14 protein-coding genes, 1 tRNA gene and 1 pseudogene are annotated in these 18,407 nt (G+C 70.2%); 8 read left to right on the top strand and 8 right to left on the bottom strand.

Annotated elements, in window-relative coordinates:
- Positions 1-3: 3 nt before the first annotated feature.
- Positions 4-432 carry a hypothetical protein gene (locus GVY64_RS37260; RefSeq protein ID WP_201298056.1) on the bottom strand — a complete coding sequence of 143 codons (429 nt, stop codon included), beginning with the start codon at positions 430-432 and terminating at the stop codon, positions 4-6.
- Here GVY64_RS37260 and GVY64_RS39130 point away from each other — a divergent pair.
- The 3 genes and pseudogenes from GVY64_RS39130 to GVY64_RS17000 form a co-directional block, all read left to right on the top strand.
- Positions 322-552 (top strand): annotated as a pseudogene (locus tag GVY64_RS39130) (phosphotransferase); the annotation flags it as partial. The gene GVY64_RS37260 and the pseudogene GVY64_RS39130 overlap by 111 nt on opposite strands.
- A 130-nt stretch (positions 553-682) precedes the next feature.
- Positions 683-811 (top strand): hypothetical protein, encoded by a 129-nt coding sequence (locus GVY64_RS38725; RefSeq protein WP_268895636.1) that lies wholly within the window; start codon positions 683-685, stop codon positions 809-811.
- Between the two features lie 3 nt (positions 812-814).
- A complete protein-coding gene (locus tag GVY64_RS17000; RefSeq protein ID WP_268895635.1) occupies positions 815-1,369 on the top strand; it encodes a threonyl-tRNA synthetase editing domain-containing protein in 555 nt (184 codons plus the stop codon).
- Here GVY64_RS17000 and GVY64_RS16995 read toward each other — a convergent pair.
- On the bottom strand, positions 1,344-1,856 hold the full coding sequence (locus GVY64_RS16995; RefSeq protein WP_159842465.1) for a Dps family protein: 513 nt from the start codon (positions 1,854-1,856) through the stop codon (positions 1,344-1,346). The genes GVY64_RS17000 and GVY64_RS16995 overlap by 26 nt on opposite strands.
- Before the next feature lie 544 nt (positions 1,857-2,400).
- Positions 2,401-2,482 (bottom strand) — tRNA-Leu (locus tag GVY64_RS16990).
- Between the two features lie 386 nt (positions 2,483-2,868).
- Between GVY64_RS16990 and GVY64_RS16985 the strand changes: the two genes are divergently transcribed.
- Together GVY64_RS16985 and acpS are read left to right on the top strand one after the other, a co-directional pair.
- A complete protein-coding gene (locus GVY64_RS16985; protein WP_236566888.1) occupies positions 2,869-12,183 on the top strand; it encodes a type I polyketide synthase in 9,315 nt (3,104 codons plus the stop codon).
- A 76-nt stretch (positions 12,184-12,259) separates the two neighbouring features.
- On the top strand, positions 12,260-12,697 hold the full coding sequence (gene acpS, locus GVY64_RS16980; protein WP_043688517.1) for a holo-ACP synthase AcpS: 438 nt from the start codon (positions 12,260-12,262) through the stop codon (positions 12,695-12,697).
- 37 nt (positions 12,698-12,734) lie between these two features.
- Here the strand turns inward: acpS and GVY64_RS16975 are convergent, their stop codons facing one another.
- Positions 12,735-13,355, bottom strand: a complete 621-nt coding sequence (locus tag GVY64_RS16975) for a TetR/AcrR family transcriptional regulator (RefSeq protein ID WP_223522150.1) — start codon at positions 13,353-13,355, stop codon at positions 12,735-12,737.
- Positions 13,356-13,652: 297 nt separating this feature from the next.
- Between GVY64_RS16975 and GVY64_RS16970 the strand changes: the two genes are divergently transcribed.
- Complete coding sequence (locus GVY64_RS16970) at positions 13,653-14,882, top strand: hypothetical protein (RefSeq protein ID WP_159842461.1); 1,230 nt, start codon at positions 13,653-13,655, stop codon at positions 14,880-14,882.
- Positions 14,883-14,945: 63 nt separating this feature from the next.
- Here the strand turns inward: GVY64_RS16970 and bcp are convergent, their stop codons facing one another.
- Positions 14,946-15,419 (bottom strand): thioredoxin-dependent thiol peroxidase, encoded by a 474-nt coding sequence (gene bcp / locus GVY64_RS16965; RefSeq protein ID WP_159842459.1) that lies wholly within the window; start codon positions 15,417-15,419, stop codon positions 14,946-14,948.
- Positions 15,420-15,584: 165 nt separating this feature from the next.
- Between bcp and GVY64_RS16960 the strand changes: the two genes are divergently transcribed.
- On the top strand, positions 15,585-15,806 hold the full coding sequence (locus GVY64_RS16960) for a DUF3618 domain-containing protein (RefSeq protein WP_159842457.1): 222 nt from the start codon (positions 15,585-15,587) through the stop codon (positions 15,804-15,806).
- Between the two features lie 63 nt (positions 15,807-15,869).
- On the opposite strand, the gene GVY64_RS16955 is transcribed toward GVY64_RS16960, so the two are convergent.
- Both GVY64_RS16955 and GVY64_RS16950 read right to left on the bottom strand, forming a co-directional pair.
- Entirely contained in the window at positions 15,870-16,166 is a 297-nt protein-coding gene (locus GVY64_RS16955) for an excalibur calcium-binding domain-containing protein (RefSeq protein ID WP_159842455.1), read from the bottom strand.
- Positions 16,167-16,301: 135 nt separating this feature from the next.
- Positions 16,302-17,279 carry a pirin family protein gene (locus tag GVY64_RS16950; protein ID WP_159842453.1) on the bottom strand — a complete coding sequence of 326 codons (978 nt, stop codon included), beginning with the start codon at positions 17,277-17,279 and terminating at the stop codon, positions 16,302-16,304.
- A 70-nt stretch (positions 17,280-17,349) separates the two neighbouring features.
- On the opposite strand from GVY64_RS16950, the gene GVY64_RS16945 reads away from it, so the two are divergent.
- A complete protein-coding gene (locus GVY64_RS16945) occupies positions 17,350-17,802 on the top strand; it encodes a MarR family winged helix-turn-helix transcriptional regulator (RefSeq protein ID WP_328820951.1) in 453 nt (150 codons plus the stop codon).
- A gap of 19 nt (positions 17,803-17,821) precedes the next feature.
- Here GVY64_RS16945 and GVY64_RS16940 read toward each other — a convergent pair whose 3' ends face one another.
- Positions 17,822-18,358, bottom strand: a complete 537-nt coding sequence (locus GVY64_RS16940; RefSeq protein ID WP_159842449.1) for a J-domain-containing protein — start codon at positions 18,356-18,358, stop codon at positions 17,822-17,824.
- Positions 18,359-18,407: the final 49 nt, after the last annotated feature.

The following is an 18,407-nucleotide window of genomic DNA, read 5'->3' as shown; positions in this document are numbered from 1 at the left end:
CACCTACGGTCGGCCCTGGACATCGAAGCGCCCCGCGGCTACCACAGCGCCGTCGACTATCGATCGGGCCGGTCGATCTCGTTGCTCGAGGACATCGGCAGCACCAAAGGCGCGCTGTTCTGCACGCCGCAGACGCCGATCGACCATGCCCAGATGGCTGATCTGTTGTGCACGATGGCAACTTGGCACGCCCGCTATTGGAACGACGCCGAATTGTCGCGGCATCGGTGGCTGAAGCCGCCGCAGGCGCATTTCGCCAATCTCGACCGGCTGATCGGCATGTCGAAACGTGCGCGGGTGGGAGCCCGGCGGGCAGCGTCGGTGCTGCCGGAAACTTTGGCCGGCGATCACGATCGGCTGTATCGCGCGCTGCAACGATCTCTGGAGATCGCAGGCGCCGGTGCGCAGACCTTCTTGCACGGCGACAGTCATATCGGCAACACCTACATGACTTCCGGCGGCCGGATGGGATTCACCGATTGGCAGGTCGTTCTGCGGGGTAGCTGGGCGTATGACGTCGCCTATGTGATCAGCTCCGGTCTCACCGTGCACGACCGGCGGGCCTGGGAGCGCGAGCTATTGGCGGTCTATCTCGACCGCCTCGCGGCCTGCGGCGCACCGGCGCCCGACTTCGACGCGGCGGGCCTACCGGCAGCAGGCCCTGTACCCGTATTTCATCTGGTTGGCGACCATCGGCCACAGCGCCATCCAGCCGAAATACCAACCGGACGAGATCAGCCTCGGCATCATCGAGCGCACCGCCAACGCGGTATTGGACCTCGACGCCGTGAATGCACTGGACGAGGGGTAAGCCGTGCAGATCGTCAGCACCCGCTGCCGCACTTTCGAATACACGGTGACGGCGTCGGGCCCGTGCGCGGTCGAATCGGAGTCGGCGGTCGGTGCCCGCCGGTATTTCCACGATTGCCTCCGTGTGACCGTCGGCGTGGATCACGGGGATCTCCCCTTGGCGGGCGCGGCCGTGCAGCTAGTCCGGCGCATCGTCGACCAGACCCACGCCTGGGCAGTCGTCGTCGACGGCCTCGCCCATCTGTCGTCCGGCGACCTCGCTCGGGCGCCTGAGAAGGTGGATGTCCTCTCGGCACTCGCCGACACCGTCGACGTCCTGGCCGAGTTCGCCGAACGACTGGAGGAACGCGGCGAACGCGTTCACCTGATGCCTTTCGGCTGGCGCAAGGACTGCCGCACCGAGGTGGTGACCGGACCGGGGGCCCGGCAGGTCATCCAGCTTTCGGCGGACGGCGATATCCGCGTGCATCCGGGGTTTCGCGAGATGCGCCCCTCGGCCGGGTGGCGGCGCCGCGTGCGGTGTATGACGGGGCCTAGACCTTGCGGTTTTCCGACTTGATCATCCACGCCAGCTTTTCCAGCGACTCGATGACCTGGTGCAGCAGATCACTGGTGCTCGGGTCCTCGGCGTCCACGTCGTCGTGCACGTCGCGGATGGTATCGGTCGCCGCGTAGGTCCGCGTCGTGATCAAATCGACGACGTCGGCGCTGTTCACCTCTTGGGCGGGGAACGGAGGAAGGCTCGTCGTCGCGGCGATGGTGTCGGACCGCCCGTCGGGCACGAGATCCAGCGCGCGCATCCGCTCGGCGATGGTGTCGCTGCTCTCGCGAGCCGCGTCGACGAGTTCGTCGAGCTGCAGATGCAGGTCACGGAAGTTGCTTCCGACGACGTTCCAGTGCGCCTGCTTGCCCTGCAAATGCAGTTCGATGAGATCGACGAGCACGCGCTGAAGACTGGCCGCCAGCCGGGGCGAGCCGGTGAAATTCCGGACATCGTCGGCGAGCCGACGGTTGGTCCGCTGCCGAGCCTGAGGTGCTGCGGTCATGGTTGCACTCCTTTCGGATCCTTCTGGTGAGTACAACCACGACCTAGATTGGAATCATTCCAGTTTTTACTGTAGCTTGGGTCACTGTCGGCGCCGACTGGGCTGGCGACGCCCTGGATGGCATCCCGATGTTCGCCCGGGGGCAGTGCGGGGTCGGCTGCCGATCGAGTCGCCTGAAAGCAGGCGAGGGTTTGTGCCGCGGCGGGTGAGTTTCAGGCGGACGCCTGTCGCCGGTCGAGGGTAGCGACGGTTGCTGCGGACTCTCCGTCGGAAAAGCAGATTACGCAGAGGGCCTCATCGTCGCGGGTACGAACCACGCGGTTCGTGTCCTGCGGTCTGTAGCCGAACCCCCGCAACGGCAACTGTGGCGGGATGACCGCCGCGATCACCGCAGATCGCGCCTGCCGGCAAACTTTTCGCACGGCAGATGCGTCGCGATCCGGCGGATGTGCCGGCAATCGGTCCAGGTTGAAGTGTGTTTCCGCCGGTGGCCTCTGCGTGTCCGACACGCGGCTGGGAAAGTGTCACGACCGACGGGAATCTGTGCGCGAGAGGGGACTTGAACCCCTACGTCCGTGGACACCAGAACCTAAATCTGGCGCGTCTGCCAATTTCGCCACTCGCGCTTGATGGTACGACCGTCCAAACTCTACCGGGCCAATCGGTCATAGCGCAGCATTGGGTTGGCGTGGCGTACTGGCCAGTAACCCCACCTGGGATTATAACGATTTGGAAAACGTCAATATGAGGGGCACTCATGTTTCGTACGCGTTGGTAACCCGATGGACCAGCGGCTTCAAACATGAGGCGGAGTCATGTTCGCCAACATTCTGGTACATATGTACCTAAATACTCCTAAGTAGCGGCCACGCCCAGGGGCAAACGTGAGGATTTCCTCATGATTCTGTGCCATCCTCGCCCATATCAGGCCGATCACCCGCGATCACTCGTGAACCGGTAGGGACCGGCGTGTCGCCGAGGCATGTCGCATGGAGAAGGAAGTCGAAGCGTCTTGACGATCAACGAGAGCACCAAGACCGAATCCGGACAGAGCACGAAGGTGGTTGCCGCCGCCGGGAAGGCCGCGTCGGGCGGGGCGCGGTCGCCGCTGTTGGATCGTCTGCTCGGCGGCGTGCCGTACGCGCTCGCCTTCGGGGGCCAGGGTGCCAGGTGGCTGAGCGAGCTGGAGGAGATCGGTCGCGACAGCGCGCTGGAGCCGGAGCTGACCGCGCTGGTCAACGAGGCGGCCACGCTGCTCGAGCCGGTGGCGGCGCAGTTGCTGGTGGTGCGTCCGGTCGGCTTCGACCCGATCGGCTGGATGCTGGAGAACGAGCTCGCCGACACCGACGAGGGTGAGACCTCCGCCGCTCCGGCCGAGCCGGTGCTGCGGTCGGCCGCGGTGTCCATGCCCGGCGTACTGCTGACCCAGGTGGCGGCCGTGCGGGCGCTGCGGCTGCAAGGTCTGGATCCGGCCGAGCACGCGCCCGTCGCGATCGTCGGGCATTCGCAGGGCCTGCTCGCCGCCGCGGCGGTCGAAGCCGGTGGCACCCGGGACGCGGAGCTGCTCGCGGTGGCCCAGATGATCGGCGCCGCAGCAGGTTTGGTGGCACGGCGACGTGGGCTGATGCCGGTGGGCGAGCGCTCGCCGATGGTCGCGGTGTCCAACGTCGATCCCGAGCAGTTGCGCGCTGTGGTGGCCGAGGTGTGCGAGGGAGCCGATCCCGCCGCGAGCGTGGTGGTCTCCATCCGCAACGGGCGTCGGCGCGCGGTGCTCTCGGGACCGCCCGCGCAACTGGAGCGGGTGCGTCAGCGGTGCGCGCAGATCCACGACGAGCAGGCGCGCGAGCGTGACGCCAAGGTGCGTGGTGGCTCGGTGTTCGCTCCGGTCTTCGAAGACGTGGCCGTCGACGTGGCGTTCCACCACCCGGCACTGGCCGACACCGTCGACCTGGTGAGCAGCTGGGCCACCCAGTGCGGGTTGGACACCGAGCTGGCGGGCCGGTTGGCGCGGCAGATCCTGGTCGATCCGATCGACTGGGTGGAGGCGGTCGATGGCGTGATCTCCGCGGGCGCGCAGTGGATTCTGGACCTGGGTCCGGGCGACCTGCTGTCCCGCGTCACCGCGGGCACGTTGAAGGGCACCGGCCTCGGCATCGTCGCGGCCGCCACCCGCGCCGGACAGCGCAGCCTGCTCACCCCCGGCGCCGCGCCGGAGCCTGCGGCCCCGTGGTCGGCGTTCGCGCCGCGCCCGGTGCGGCTGCCCAACGGGCGCATCGTGGTCGAGACCGCCTTCACCAAGCTGACCGGACGCTCGCCGATCCTGCTCGCGGGCATGACCCCCACGACGGTCGACGCGAAGATCGTCGCGGCCGCGGCGAACGCGGGCCACTGGGCGGAGCTGGCCGGCGGCGGGCAGGTGACCGAGCAGATCTTCGCCGACCGGGTGGCCGAGCTGAAGAAGCTGCTGCACCCGGGTCGCTCGGTGCAGTTCAACTCCTTGTTCCTCGATCCGTACCTGTGGAAATTGCAGCTGGGCGGCAAGCGGCTGGTGCAGCGCTCGCGCGCGGCGGGCGCCCCGTTCGACGGCGTCATCGTGACCGCGGGCATTCCGGAGCTGGAGGAAGCGGTCGCGCTGATCCACGAGCTCACCGAAGCGGGCATCGCGCACGTCGCCTTCAAGCCGGGCACGGTCGCCCAGATCCGGGCCGTGCTGCGGATCGCCGACGAGGTTCCGGACTACCCGGTGATCATGCACATCGAGGGCGGCAAGGCCGGTGGCCACCACTCCTGGGAGGACCTCGACGACCTGCTGCTGGACACCTACGCCGAATTGCGCAACCGCGCCAACGTGGTGGTCTGCGTCGGTGGCGGCATCGGCACGCCCGAGCGGGCGACGGAGTACCTCACCGGCCGGTGGGCGGAGCGGCACGGTTATCCGGTGATGCCGCTGGACGGTGTGCTGGTCGGCACGGCGGCCATGGCGACGCTGGAGGCCACCACCGCGCCGGAGGTCAAGCAACTGCTGGTGGACACCCCCGGCACCCCGGACTGGGTCGGTGCGGGCACCGCGTCCGGCGGTATGGCCTCGGGCCGCAGTCAGCTGGGCGCCGACATCCACGAGATCGACAACGCCGCTTCGCGCACCGGCCGCCTGCTGGACGAGGTGGCCGGCGACGCCGACGCGGTCGCCGCGCGCCGCGACGAGATCATCACGGCGCTGAACGCCACGGCCAAGCCGTACTTCGGCGACCTGGCCACCATGACCTACCAGGACTGGCTGGAGCGCTACGTCGAACTCGCGGTCGGGCTGGACCGCCGCAAGGACTTCGACTGCGGCAGCGACCTGGGCGACGCGATCGCGGAAGCCACCCGCTCGGTGTGGCTGGACATCACCTGGCGCGACCGGTTCGCGGAGATGGTGCGCCGCACCGAATCCCGGCTGCATCCGGCCGACCGCGGCGAGATCCCGACGCTGTTCGCCGGCGACGACGACTTCGAGGACCCGGTCGCGGCGCTGTGCGCCCTGAAGGACGCCTACCCCGCCACGGCGCAGACCCTGCTGCACCCCGCAGATGTCCCGTTCTTCATCGCGCTGTGCAAGACCCCGGGCAAGCCGGTGAACTTCGTGCCGGTCGTGGACGCCGACGTGCGCCGCTGGTGGCGCTCGGATTCGCTGTGGCAGGCGCATGATCCGCGCTACTCGGCCGATCAGGTGTGCGTCATTCCCGGCACCGTCTCCGTCGCGGGCATCACCCGGGTCGACGAGCCGGTCGGTGAGCTGCTCGACCGTTTCGAGCAGGACACCGCCTACTCCCTGGTGCGCGCGGGCGTGACGCCCGCCCCGGTGGACGCGCGCCGCACGGCGGGTGTCACCAGCGGCCCGATCGACGCCGTGCTCGCCGCCCCCGACGTGCAGTGGGCCGGACGCACCACGATCAGCCCGGTGCACCGGCTCGGCGACCTGTCCGAATGGGTCGTCGACGGCAAGGGCGCGGTGCACCCGCCCAGCGGCGCGACGCTGGCCGAGACCACCGGCCCTGAGCCGGAGCACGCGTACCTGGAGCTCACCGTTCCGCTGCTGGCGGGCAACGCGGTGCGTATCCGGATCACCGTGCCGACCTCGATCTACAACGGCGGCGCCCCGGTGGTCACCGAGGCCGACGCCGACGAGGCCATGTCCGCACTGCTCGCGGTCGCGGCGGGCCAGGATCTGCCGGAGGTCAAGGGCAAGGTCGCGCATGTGAACCTGGCCTGGACGCCGGATCTGATCGCCGACCACGCCGGGGTCACCGGCTCCGGCCTGCCCGCCACGCTGAGCACGCTCGGCCGCACCGTGCCCGACGTGCTGGTCGGCGCCTGCTGGCCCGCCGTGTTCGCGGTGCTCGGCGCGTCCCGCACCGCTCAGGACGAGAGCGTCATCGAGGGCATGCTCGACCTGGTTCACCTGGATCACCAGGTGCATCTCGCCGGCGAACTGCCCGCCGAGACCAGTGTGCTGGCGGTGCGCGCGGAGGCCGGGGAGACCCTGGACACCGACCTCGGCCGCGTCGTCGAGGTGCACGTGCGGATCACCGCCATGCTGGACAAGCCCGAGACCGGGATGTCGATGCCGGTGCTGGCCACCCTCACCGAGCGTTTCGCGATTCGCGGGCGTACCGGCGCGGGTGAACTCACCGATCCGCCGCGCGCGGCGGGCACGGTGTCCGACGCGGCCACCGACACCCCGCGCAGGCGTCGTCGCGACGTGACGATCGTGGCGCCGCGCACCATGCACGCCTTCGCCGAAGTCTCCGGCGACCACAACCCGATCCACACCAGCGATGCCGCCGCGAAGCTCGCCGGGCTGGGCAGCCCGATCGTGCACGGCATGTGGCTGTCGGCCGCCGCGCAGCACGTCGTGTCGGCGGTCGATCCGGCGGCTTCGGTGCCCGCGCGGACACTGACCGCGTGGACCACCCGCTTCCTCGGCATGGTGCGCCCCGGTGCGCAGATCGATGTGCGCGTCGAGCGGGTCGCCGTCGACGCGGGCAGTGAGATCGTCGAGGTCTCCTGCCGGGCCGAAGGCGAACTGGTGATGGCCGCGACCGGTCGCACCGCGGCGCCGAAGACCGTCTACGCCTTCCCCGGACAGGGCATCCAGCGCAAGGGGATGGGGCTGGACGCCCGCTCCCGGTCGAAGGCGGCCAAGGAGATCTGGGACCGCGCGGACAAGCACACCCGTGCCGCGCTCGGGTTCTCGATTCTGGCCGTGGTGCGCGACAACCCGACCTACCTGAAGGCGCGCGGCGTCGAGCACCGGCACCCGGACGGCGTGCTGCACCTGACCCAGTTCACCCAGGTCGCCATGGCGACGCTCGGTGTCGCCCAGGTGGCCGAGCTGCGCGAGGCCGGCGCGTTCGTCGAGGACGCGCTGCTCGCGGGCCACTCGGTCGGTGAGTACAACGCGCTCGCCGCCGTCGCCGGAGTGCTGCCGCTGGAAGCGGTGCTCGAGGTGGTGTTCCAGCGTGGGTCCGCGATGCACGAGCTGGTGCCGCGGGACGCGCAGGGGCGCAGCGACTATCGGATGGCCGCGATCCGGCCCTCGCAGATCGGTCTGCCCGACGCGGAGGTCGTCGGCTTCGTGCAGGAAGTCGGCGAGCGGGTCGGGGAGTTCCTCGAGGTGGTCAACTTGAACCTGCGCGGTTCGCAGTACGCGATCGCGGGTACGGTGGCCGGGCTCGACGCGCTGGAGGAGGAGATCGACCGCCGCCGTGCCGAATTCGGCGGCAAGCGGGCGTTCATCCTGGTCCCCGGCATCGACGTGCCCTTCCACTCGACGGTGCTGCGCAAGGGCGTTCCGGAGTTCCGGCAGAAGCTCGAGCAGCTGTTGCCGGTGGATCTGCGCCCGGAGACCCTGGTCGGCCGCTACATCCCGAACCTGGTGCCGAGGTTGTTCTCGCTCGAGCGGGCGTTCGTTCAGGAGATCGCGGACCTGGTGCCGTCCGAGCCGCTCGCGGAGGTGCTGGCCGACTTCGACAGCTGGGCCGCTCGTCCGACCGAGCTGTGCCGTGTGGTGCTGATCGAGCTGCTCGCCTGGCAGTTCGCCAGCCCGGTGCGCTGGATCGAGACCCAGGACCTGCTGTTCACCGACCCCGCCCATGGCGGCCTCGGTATCGAGCGGTTCGTCGAGATCGGCCTCGGCGCCACGCCGACGGTGGCCAACCTGGCCTCCCAGACGCTGAAGCTGCCCGCGTTCGGCGGCGCCACCGTCGAGGTGCTCAACATCGAGCGCGAGGCGGCCATCGTCTACGCGACCGACACCGACCCCGCGCCGGTGGACGAGCCGGTCGAGGAGGCCCCGGCCGCAGCGGCTCCGGCGGCGGCCGCCGCCGCCCCCGTGGCCGCGCCGGCCCCGAGCTCCGGCGGCCCGCGTCCGGACGACATCGCGTTCACCGCCGCCGACGCCACCCGTGTGCTGATCGCGCTGTGGACCAAGCTGCGGCTGGACCAGATCGGCCCGGTGGACACCATCGAGGGCCTGTGCGACGGCGTGTCGTCGCGGCGCAACCAGCTGCTGGTCGACCTCGGCTCCGAGCTCTCACTCGGCGCGATCGACGGTGCGGCCGACGCCGACATGGGCGCGCTCTCCGCGACGGTGGAGCGGCTCGCCCGCACCTACCGTCCCTTCGGCACGGTGCTCACCGACGCCATCGGCGACCATCTCCGCAAGGTGTTCGGCCCGTCCGGCAAGCGTCCGGCCGCCATCGCCGAGCGGGTCACGAAGGTATGGGAACTCGGTGACGGGTGGGCCAGCCACGTGACCGCAGAGGTGTCACTGGGCACCAGGGAAGGCACCAGCGTGCGCGGTGGCGACCTGGGCGGGCTGGTCTCCGGTGCGCTGAGCGACGCTGCCTCTGTCGACGCGGCCATCGACGCGGCCGTGCAGGCCGTCGCGGCCCGCCGCGGTGTCGCGGTGTCGCTGCCGTCGGCGGGCGGGGGTGGCGGCGCGACGGTCGACGCCGCCGCGCTGGGTGAGTTCACCGAGCAGATCACCGGACGCGACGGCGTGCTGGCCACGGCCGCGCGCGTCGTGCTGGAACAGCTCGGCCTCTCCGAGCGGGTCTCCGCGCCCGAGGCGACCGACGACTCGCTGGTCGACCTGGTGTCGGCCGAACTCGGCTCGGACTGGCCGCGCCTGGTCGCGCCCGCGTTCGACGCCCGCAAGGCGGTCCTGCTGGACGACCGGTGGGCCACGGCGCGCGAGGATCTGGCCCGGCTGTGGCTGGCCGACGACTCGGGCAGCGCGAACGGACCGGTCACCGGATTCCTCGGCGCGGGCGAAGCCGTTGCCGCACAGGCGAACTGGTGGCGCCAGCGTGCGATGCACGAGGCGCGTTCGGTGCTCGCCGGGCTGTACGGGCGCATCGCAGAGGCGGCGCTGAGCACCGCTGAGCCGGGCCTGTGGTCCTCGGACATCGCGGTGATCACCGGCGCCAGTAAGGGTTCCATCGCCGCGGCGGTGACCGGCAGGCTGCTCAGCGGCGGCGCCACGGTGGTGGTGACCACCTCGACGCTGAACGACGAGCGCCTCGCCTTCTACCGCAAGCTGTACCGCGACAACGCCCGCCACGGCGCGGCGCTGTGGGTGGTGCCCGCGAACATGGCGTCCTACCAGGACATCGACGCTCTGATCGACTGGATCGGCTCCGAGCAGGTCGACAGCGCGGGCGGCGCGAAGATCAAGATCAAGGACGCGATGACGCCCACCCTGCTGCTGCCGTTCGCGGCGCCGCGGGTGGCCGGTGATCTCGCCGACGCGGGCGCGCGCGCCGAAATGGAGATGCGCGTGCTGCTCTGGTCGGTCGAACGGCTGATCGGCGGTCTGTCGAAGCTGGGCGCCGAGCACGACGTGGACGCGAAACTGCATGTGGTCCTGCCGGGTTCGCCCAACCGCGGCATGTTCGGCGGCGACGGCGCCTACGGCGAGTCGAAGGCGGCGCTGGACGCGGTGGTCGCCAAGTGGCGGGCCGAGAAGTCGTGGTCGGCCCGGGTCACCCTGGTGCACGCGTTGATCGGCTGGGTGCGCGGCACCGGTCTGATGGGCCACAACGACCCGATGGTCGAGGCGGTCGAGAAGGCGGGCGTGCAGACCTGGTCCACCGCCGAGATGGCCGACGAACTGCTCAAGTGGTGCACCTCGCGGGCCCGTCAGGTCACCGTGAGCGGCCCGCAGCAGATCGACCTGACCGGTGGGCTGGCCAGGGCCAAGCTGGATCTGCCCGCGCTGGCCAAGCAGGCCGCGGAGCAGGCGGAGGAGCAGACCGACGCCGACGCGGGCCGCACCATCGCCGCGCTGCCCGCGCCGCCGACCGTGACCTCCGCGCTGCCGGTGCCCGAGTGGGGCGAGGTGACCGCGGACCCGGCCGACATGGTGGTCATCGTCGGCGCGGGTGAGCTGGGCCCCTACGGCTCGGCGCGCACCCGCTTCGAGATGGAGGTCTCCGACGAGCTGTCGGCGGCGGGCGTGCTGGAGCTGGCCTGGACCACCGGCATGGTCACCTGGGAGAACGACCCGAAGCCGGGCTGGTACGACGCCGCGTCCGGTGACTACGTGCCCGAGCACGAGCTGGCCGAGCGTTACCACGACGCCGTGGTCGCCCGCTGCGGTGTGCGCCGCTACGAAGACGACGGCGCCATGACCGACAACTCGGCCCCGCTGATGACCTCGGTCTTCCTCGACCAGGACCTGTCGTTCACGGTGGGCGGCGAGGCCGAGGCCCGCGCCTTCCACGCCGCCGATCCGGAGCACACGGTGATCACGCCGGTCGAGGGCTCCGGTGACTGGACCGTGACGCGCAAGGCAGGCACCGAGATCCGCGTGCCGCGCCGGGCCAAGCTGTCGCGCACCGTCGGCGGCCAGATCCCGACCGGCTGGGACCCCACCATCTGGGGCATCTCGCCCGACATGGCCGCTTCGGTGGACCGGGTCGCGCTGTGGAACATCGTCTGCACGGTGGACGCGTTCGTCGGCTCAGGGTTCAGCCCCGCGGAGCTGCTGAGCTGGGTGCACCCCTCGCTGGTCGCCAATACGCAGGGCACCGGCATGGGCGGCATGTCCTCGATGCGCTCGCTGTACATCGACAACCTGCTCGGCGAGTCGCGCCCGAACGACATCCTGCAGGAGGCGCTGCCGAACGTGGCGCTGGCCCACGTGGTGCAGTCCTACGTCGGCAGCTACGGCGCGATGGTGCACCCGGTGGCGGCCTGCGCCACCGCAGCGGTGTCGGTCGAGGAGGGCGTGGACAAGATCCGGCTCGGCAAGGCCGATCTGGTCGTGGCCGGCGGGTACGACGACCTCGGCATCGAGGGCATCGTCGGCTTCGGTGACATGTCGGCCACCGCGGATTCCGCGGCCATGAGCGCCAAGGGCATCAGCGACCGGTACTTCTCCCGCGCCAACGACCGCCGCCGCGGTGGATTCATCGAATCGCAGGGTGGCGGAACGGTTCTGCTGGCGCGCGGCAGCGTCGCGCTGGAGATGGGCTTGCCGGTGCTGGGCGTGGTCGCCTACGCGCAGTCCTTCGCGGACGGCGTGCACACCTCCATCCCGGCTCCCGGCCTGGGCGCGCTGGGCGCCGGTCGCGGCGGCAGGGAGTCCAGGCTGGCGACCGAGCTGCGCAAGCTCGGCGTGACCCCGGACGAGATCGCTGTGGTGTCCAAGCACGACACCTCGACGGCCGCCAACGACCCGAACGAGTCCGAGCTGCACGAGCGCCTCGCCACGGCCATCGGACGCTCGGACGGCGCTCCGCTGTTCGTCGTCTCGCAGAAGACCCTCACCGGGCACGCGAAGGGCGGCGCCGCCGCCTTCCAGCTCATCGGCCTGTGCCAGGTGCTGGAGCAGGGCGTCATCCCGCCGAACCGCAGCCTCGACTGCGTGGACGAGAAGATGCTGGCCTTCCCGCACCTGGTGTGGCTGCGCGAGCCGTTGCGGCTGGGCGATCGTCTTCCGCTCAAGGCCGGTCTGGTCACCTCGCTCGGCTTCGGCCATGTGAACGGTCTGCTGGCGGTCGTGCACCCCCAGGCGTTCATCCAGGCCATCGAGCCGGAGCAGCGCGAGGAGTACCAGCGCAAGGCGCAGGAGCGGCAGCTGTCCGGGCGGCAGCGGTTCGTGGAGGCGATGTGCGGCGGCGCGCCGCTGTACGAGCGTCCCGCGGATCGCAGGCTCGGCGGGGACGGCACCCCGGCCAAGCGGGCGCGCGAGCTGGAGGCCGACGTGCTGCTTTCGCCGGAGGCGCGCCTGGCGCAGGACGGCGCCTACCGGGCCAAGGGCATCGGATGCGCGTAACCGGAAGCGCGGCGGGGCAACTCGCCGCGCCGGGTCCGCGCGCGGGCTCGCCACGCACGTCGTAGGCTGCCCGCCTATGACGATCCTCGGTATCGGCTTGGACTTGGTGACCATCTCCGAGTTCGCCGAACAGCTCGAACGCGCCGGAACCACCATGCTCCGGGAAAGTTTCACCGCGGGAGAGCGGCGCTACTGCCAGAGCAAAGGGACCGACCCGGCGCGCAGCTACGCGGCGCGGTGGGCGGCGAAAGAGGCGGTGCTCAAAGCCTGGGCATCGTCTCGGTTCGCCCGCCGCCCGCAGATCGGGGACAACCCCTATCCGCTGATCGAGGTGGTCAACGACGCGTGGGGCAGGCCGAGCATCAAGCTGCACGGCCTGGCCGCCGAATTCCTGCCCCGGGTACGGGTTCACCTGTCGCTGACCCACGACGGCGACACCGCCGCCGCGATGGTGGTGCTCGAGGACCCGGGCGAGCTGGCCGACCTCATCGAAGGCCGCGACAACGCCGGGTGAGCCCGCGCGGTGGTCCCGGTTCCCGCCGGGACCACCGTCATCGTTCGCTGCCGGTGCGCGATTCCTTCTCCGCGACGAGCAGGTAGGCGACCATCAGCCGCTTCAGTTCGGCGACCGCTTCCGCACTGCTCTGCTCGTCCTGCACCGAGAAATTGAGCATCGAATAGACCACGTGCACCAGCACTTCGGCCATCATGGTGCGCCGCGCCCGCGGGGTGCGCGGGGTGAGCGGTCGCAGCATCTGCGACACGACCTCGGCGAACTGCTTTTCGTGGATGGCGCCCGTGGCCCGGGTGGACGGCGTGGACTGCATGGCGAGCCACACTTCCCGCCGGGACGGGTCGGTCATCCAGAGGTTGGCCAAGTGGTCGACGAACTGGTTCATGTGCCGCAGCCAGTCCAGGGACGGGATCTCGCCGTGGAAGTCGGCCAGCTCCTGGGAAACGGCAACCAGGTCTTGGCGGTTCAGCTCGCAGACGATGACGTACTTGTTGGCGAAGAACTGATACAGCGTGCCGATCGGCACCTCCGCCCTGGCCGCCACCTCTTCACAGGTGAAGGACTCGAACCCGACCTCGACGAGCAGTTCCCTGGACGCCTGGAGTAAGGCGTCGAACTTTCGTTTGCTGCGTTCCTGCGTCGGCCGGCGTCGCGGCATGAGCTCCTGTGGGTCGTCCTGCAGCTCCAACGCAGGGTCCAGACGGTGCTTCGACCTGGCCTCCGCGCGTACTTCCACGCATCCAGGCTAACGGTAGGGACAAGCGTGCGATACGCGCATCCGCCGTTCGCGTCCCCGCGACTCGATTTCCGCTACCCATCCGTAACCGATGTGGTGCCGAACACTTACCGAGCGCGCGTGCATCGCGACGTGTGTTCCGAGCAGGGGAATCCATGGGGCTCATGGCTTTCGGCAAGTCCGTGAGCTCGGTCAATGCACAGAGGGAAGGCGTGATCAGTGGTGGCTGAATCTGTGGTGACTCTCGGCGTTTCGACCGAACGCGGTGCCGTGCACGCGGTGGCGCTGGCCGACGGCAAGAAGCTGGCCGACCGGGTGCTGCTGCGCCGGGTGGTGCGAACGGACGGTGACGGCAAGGCGGAGGTGGCCGCGGCGGTGGAGACCGCGCTCGGCGCGCTGACCGCAGGGCTCGGCGCGGAGCGGGAGGTCGGCGGCGTGGCGGTCGCCTACCGGGATCCCGCGGAGCGGCGCGCCATCGTGACCCGGCTGGCGGCCGGTCCGTGGCACAGCGCCTCGATGGTGTCGGTGAAATCGGCCCACCTGAGCGTGGCGAGCATGATGACCTGGCTCGACGCCTACGACAACCTGCTGATCTGCGAGGTGGTGCCCGGGTACCACGCGTTCACCCTGGTCGATCGCGGCCGCCGCCGGGTGCTCGCCGCGGTGGGGCAGGCGGGCCGCGCGACGCCGCGTTCGCTCGGCCTGAGCGTTGCGGCCACAGTGGATCAGCTGGAGGCGGCTGCCGCGCGCCCCGACGCGGTGGCGCTGATCGGTTCGGCGGGCGCCGGGTCGGCGGTGCTGACCGCGGTCGAGACGTTCGAGGTGCCGGTGATCCCCTGCACCATGGGGGCTTTCGCGTCGGCCGCCGGTGCGGCGTTGAGCGCGCGGCTGGAGCAGGACGGTTACGCCGGGCCGGTGAGCGAGCCGCAGCGCGGGCGCGGCGGGGTGGCGGTGTTCGCCGCGGCCGGCGTACTGGCCAGCGGAATGGTCGTCGGCGGGAGCTACCTGCTGAACGATTCCGCCCAGCCGCTGCCGACCGTCGTCGCGGCGGACGCCAGGATCGAGGGCACCGGTGCGGGCCACGCCACCGAGCCCGTCCCAGCCGCGGACGCCGAGGTGGACGGGCCGGTCGGTTCCGGCTTCGACGCCTCCACGGCCGGGGTGCAGCTGCCCCAGCACAGCTGGGGCCCCGCGCCGCGGAATCTGCCGCTGCCGCTGGTCGCCGCCGATGCCACGGATGGGCCGGAGACCGAGGCGGAGGGCCCCGAGCCGCTGGTACCGGGTACCGGGCTCCCGTCCGATCGCAAGGTGGGCGCGCCCGACGGCGCGCTGCTGTTCCCCGGTGAGGCGCCGCCGCCCGCCGCGTTCACCCCGGAAGCCGCGGACTGGTGGGACGAGCATCTCCGCCTGATGGCGCAATGGGCCGCCCAGCAGGTCTGGCAGGCCTGAACTGGAGCCGCACGGCGGCCTCGGCCCGGCGTCCCTGCGGCGCCGGGCTTTTCACTGCCGGCGCTACACCGACAGGTCGCGACGCAACTTGGCGACGTGGCCGGTGGCGCGGACGTTGTACTGCGCGACGGCGATCTTGCCCGCTTCGTCCACCAGGAAGGTCGAGCGGATGACACCGACGACCGTCTTGCCGTACATGGTCTTCTCGCCGTACGCGCCCCAGGCGGTGAGCACGGTGCGGTCGGGATCCGACAGCAGCGGGAAGGTGAGCTGTTCCGCGTCGCGGAACTTGGCCAGCTTGGCGGGCTTGTCCGGCGAGATGCCCACCACGTCGATGCCCGCGCCGTCCAGCTCGGCCAGATTGTCGCGGAAGTCGCAGGCTTGCTTGGTGCAGCCGGGCGTGCTGGCGGCGGGGTAGAAATACACGATCACCTTGCGACCGCGGTAGTCCGACAGCGAGACGTTCTTGCCGTCGGCGTCGGGGAGCGTGAAGTCGGGGGCGGTGTCGCCCGGGGAGAGTCGTTGGTTGGGGGTCACCTCCAGCACGCTATCCGAAGGCGGTGACCGGAGATCCTTCGCGCGGCCGGTGGGCGCGGCGTGGCGGCGGATAGACTCGTCCGCGAGCCCCGGCGCCGCACGGACGGCCGGACATGTGGCGTGATCGTGCACCGGGTGCGGCAATCGACAACAGGAGGGTGGAACGTGGCAAGGGATACCGAGCGGATCGAGCGGGAGATCGAGGCCGCCCGCACTCGGCTGGCGAGCACGCTCGACGAACTCGCGGTACGCGCGGACCCGCATCGCATCGCGGATGACACCAAGCAGATCGTGGTCGGGAAGCTGAACGAGCCGAAGGTGAAGTACAGCCTGATCGGCGCCGCCGCACTGGTGGTCGGGCTGGTGCTGCTCAAGATCTTCCGCTGAGCTGGAAAAACGACGACACCCGGTGTGGCATCGCCCACCGGGTGTCGTCGTTTCGCGGTCGGTTCAGACCGTCGGGCAGGCGAAGCCGTCGCCGTCGGGATCCAGTTGCGGCCCGTAGCCGGGTTCGCCGCGGAACAGCGGCGCGTGGCCGGCGGCCCGGGCGTCGTCGCAGTTGGCGAAGGTGCCACCGGCCGAACCGGTCTGCGACAGACCGGCCGAGCCGGTCGCGGCGGAGCCGCTGTCGACGGCCGAGGAGCCGGTTCCGGCGGATCCGGACGGAGGGGCGGCTAGGGCGGCGGGAGCCGCGAGAAAGGTCAATCCCGCGACGGCCGCGCTGACGGAGAGCCGGCGAACGTTCATGTATTCCTCTGTGTGGTTGCTGCGGTGGATGGGCGTCCGACCGGACGCCGCATCCACTGTTGTGACGGGCCGCTCTCTTGTCAACCTCGGGGGGAGGGAACTAGGGCATTAGGGGATCGCGCCCATCGTCGTCGCTCACGCGGTAGTGCCGGTGCCGCGGATGTGCTCCGCGGGGATGTTTCCCATGCGTCCGGCCTGATAGTCCTCCATCGCTTCGATGATCTCGGCGCGAGTGTTCATCACGAACGGCCCGTACTGCACCACCGGTTCCCGGATCGGCTGTCCGCCGAGCAACAGCACTTCGAGTGCTCCGGTCGGATTGTCTTGGCGCGCATCGGCTGTCACGCTGATCGCGTCGCCGCGGCCGAAGACCGCCAGCTGTCCTTCGCGCAGCGGCCTGCGTTCCGCGCCGACGCCACCGCTGCCGGAGAGCACGTACGCCATCGCCGTGAATTCCTGCGGCCACGGCGTTTCGAGGAGCCCGCCGGGCGTGATCGATGCGTGGGCGTAGGCGATCGGGGTGTAAGTCGATCCCGGGCCGGTGAATCCACCGACTTCCCCGGCGATGAGCCGCACCAGCGCGCCGCCGTCGTGCGAACTCACCAGGGTCAGTTTGCGTGCACTCAGGTCTTGGTAGCGCGGTGCGGCGAACTTCAGTGCGCGCGGCAGGTTCACCCACAGCTGGATGCCGTGGAACCACCCGCCCGAGGCGACCATCTCCTCCGGCGGCACCTCGTCGTGCAAGATGCCGGAGCCCGCGGTCATCCACTGGGTGTCGCCTTCGCCGATCACGCCGCCGCCACCCTGCGAATCGTGGTGCACCATGGTGCCGTCCAGCATGTAGGTTACCGTCTCGAAGCCCCGGTGCGGATGCCAGGGCGCGCCTTTCGCCTCGTGCGGTTCGTAGGCAACCGGGCCCATCTGGTCGAGCAGGATGAAGGGATCGGCCGTGCGCAGATCCATGCTGGGGAACGGCCTGCGCACCTCGAATCCAGCGCCCTCACGTTGGGTGTGCGCGGTGACCACGCTTCGGACCGGCCGTTCGCGCAGGGTCGCGTCGGAACGAGGCAGGCGGGGCAGAACCATGATGTCGGGAACGGTCACGGCGGGCATCGGAACCTCCTGAGGAGTTGGTGTCCATGTCAACCAACCACGACTACACTTCATTCCCATGGTCCGGTGGTTGAGTGACGACGAGCAGGCGACTTGGCAGGCCTATGTGCGGCTGCGCCAGCGTCTGGACGGGGCGATTTCCGCCGGGCTGGCCGAGGACGGCCTGTCCCTGGCGGACTACGAGCTGATGGTGGCGTTGTCCGCCGCCCCGAACGGCTGTCTGCGCGCCAAGGAACTGGCCGCGGAGGTGTGCTGGGAGAAGAGCCGGTTGTCCAAGCATCTGGCCAGGATGGACGCGCGCGGCCTGGTCGAGCGGCGGCCCGCCGAGGAGGATGCGCGCGGCGTCATCGTCCAACTCACGCCGGAAGGGCGCGTAGCGCTGGAGCGGGCCGCGCCGAACCATGTCGATCTGGTCCGTCGCGTCTTCGTGGAGCCGATGACGGCGGACGAGGCTCAGGTGCTGCGCGCGCTGGCGGACAAGGTGATCGCCGAGGTGGAGCAAGTAACCGAACTCGGCGCGTGAGCGGCGGGATGGCGCCGAGCTACCCGGCGCCGGTGCTGTTTCCCCGCCACCGACGCCACCACCGCCGACGGGGGCGGGTTGTCGCCTCCGCGTCCCGCGGTGGGGAGGGCGCGGGGTTCCGGCTGCTCGACTGCTCGCGCCTCGGCCGCGCGGTCGCGCGCGCGTTCCGCCACTGCGCGACGATCTCGTCCGCGTTCACCGGAGCGATCGGCACGAACGGCCCTTCCGGCATCCGCAGCCAGTCCACGATGCGTTTGTTGAGTTCGCTCACGGCCGCCCGCACCTGGCGTTCGCTGGTCGCGTCGCTCACCTCGTCGGGCAGGTGCTCGATATCCCGGCGCAACAGCAGCGACGGTGGCAAGAGCGCCTCGCTGCCGACGCCTTCGCGACGCAGATATCCGCGCAGCCACCAATCCTGGTCGTAAGCCGTGCCCGCCCCGGGGATCGGCTTGCCGGTGCCAGGGAGGTTGTCGAATTCGCCGCGCTCGGCCGCCTCGCGGATCTGCTTGTCGACCCACGATTCGAAGGTCTGCTTCGGCGGCTTGCGCTCGGTCATCGCGACGGCCGGGGCGGCGGGTACATGACATTACTCTACGGAACTTTGT

Origin of the sequence: Nocardia sp. CY41 (assembly GCF_009829325.1) — a bacterium.
Taxonomy (GTDB): domain Bacteria; phylum Actinomycetota; class Actinomycetes; order Mycobacteriales; family Mycobacteriaceae; genus Nocardia.
The sequence above is the reverse complement of the archived record's forward strand: the minus strand, read 5'-3'. Positions and strand labels throughout refer to the sequence as shown.

Coding starts and splice junctions, on each gene's coding strand:
- GVY64_RS16955 (WP_159842455.1), bottom strand. CDS start 16,166: ATGAACGTTCGCCGGCTCTCCGTCAGCGCGGCCGTCGCGGGATTGACC.
- GVY64_RS16940 (WP_159842449.1), bottom strand. CDS start 18,358: ATGACCGAGCGCAAGCCGCCGAAGCAGACCTTCGAATCGTGGGTCGAC.
- GVY64_RS16995 (WP_159842465.1), bottom strand. CDS start 1,856: ATGACCGCAGCACCTCAGGCTCGGCAGCGGACCAACCGTCGGCTCGCC.
- GVY64_RS16975 (WP_223522150.1), bottom strand. CDS start 13,355: ATGCCGCGACGCCGGCCGACGCAGGAACGCAGCAAACGAAAGTTCGAC.
- GVY64_RS37260 (WP_201298056.1), bottom strand. CDS start 432: ATGACTGTCGCCGTGCAAGAAGGTCTGCGCACCGGCGCCTGCGATCTC.
- GVY64_RS16950 (WP_159842453.1), bottom strand. CDS start 17,279: ATGCCCGCCGTGACCGTTCCCGACATCATGGTTCTGCCCCGCCTGCCT.
- acpS (WP_043688517.1), top strand. CDS start 12,260: ATGACGATCCTCGGTATCGGCTTGGACTTGGTGACCATCTCCGAGTTC.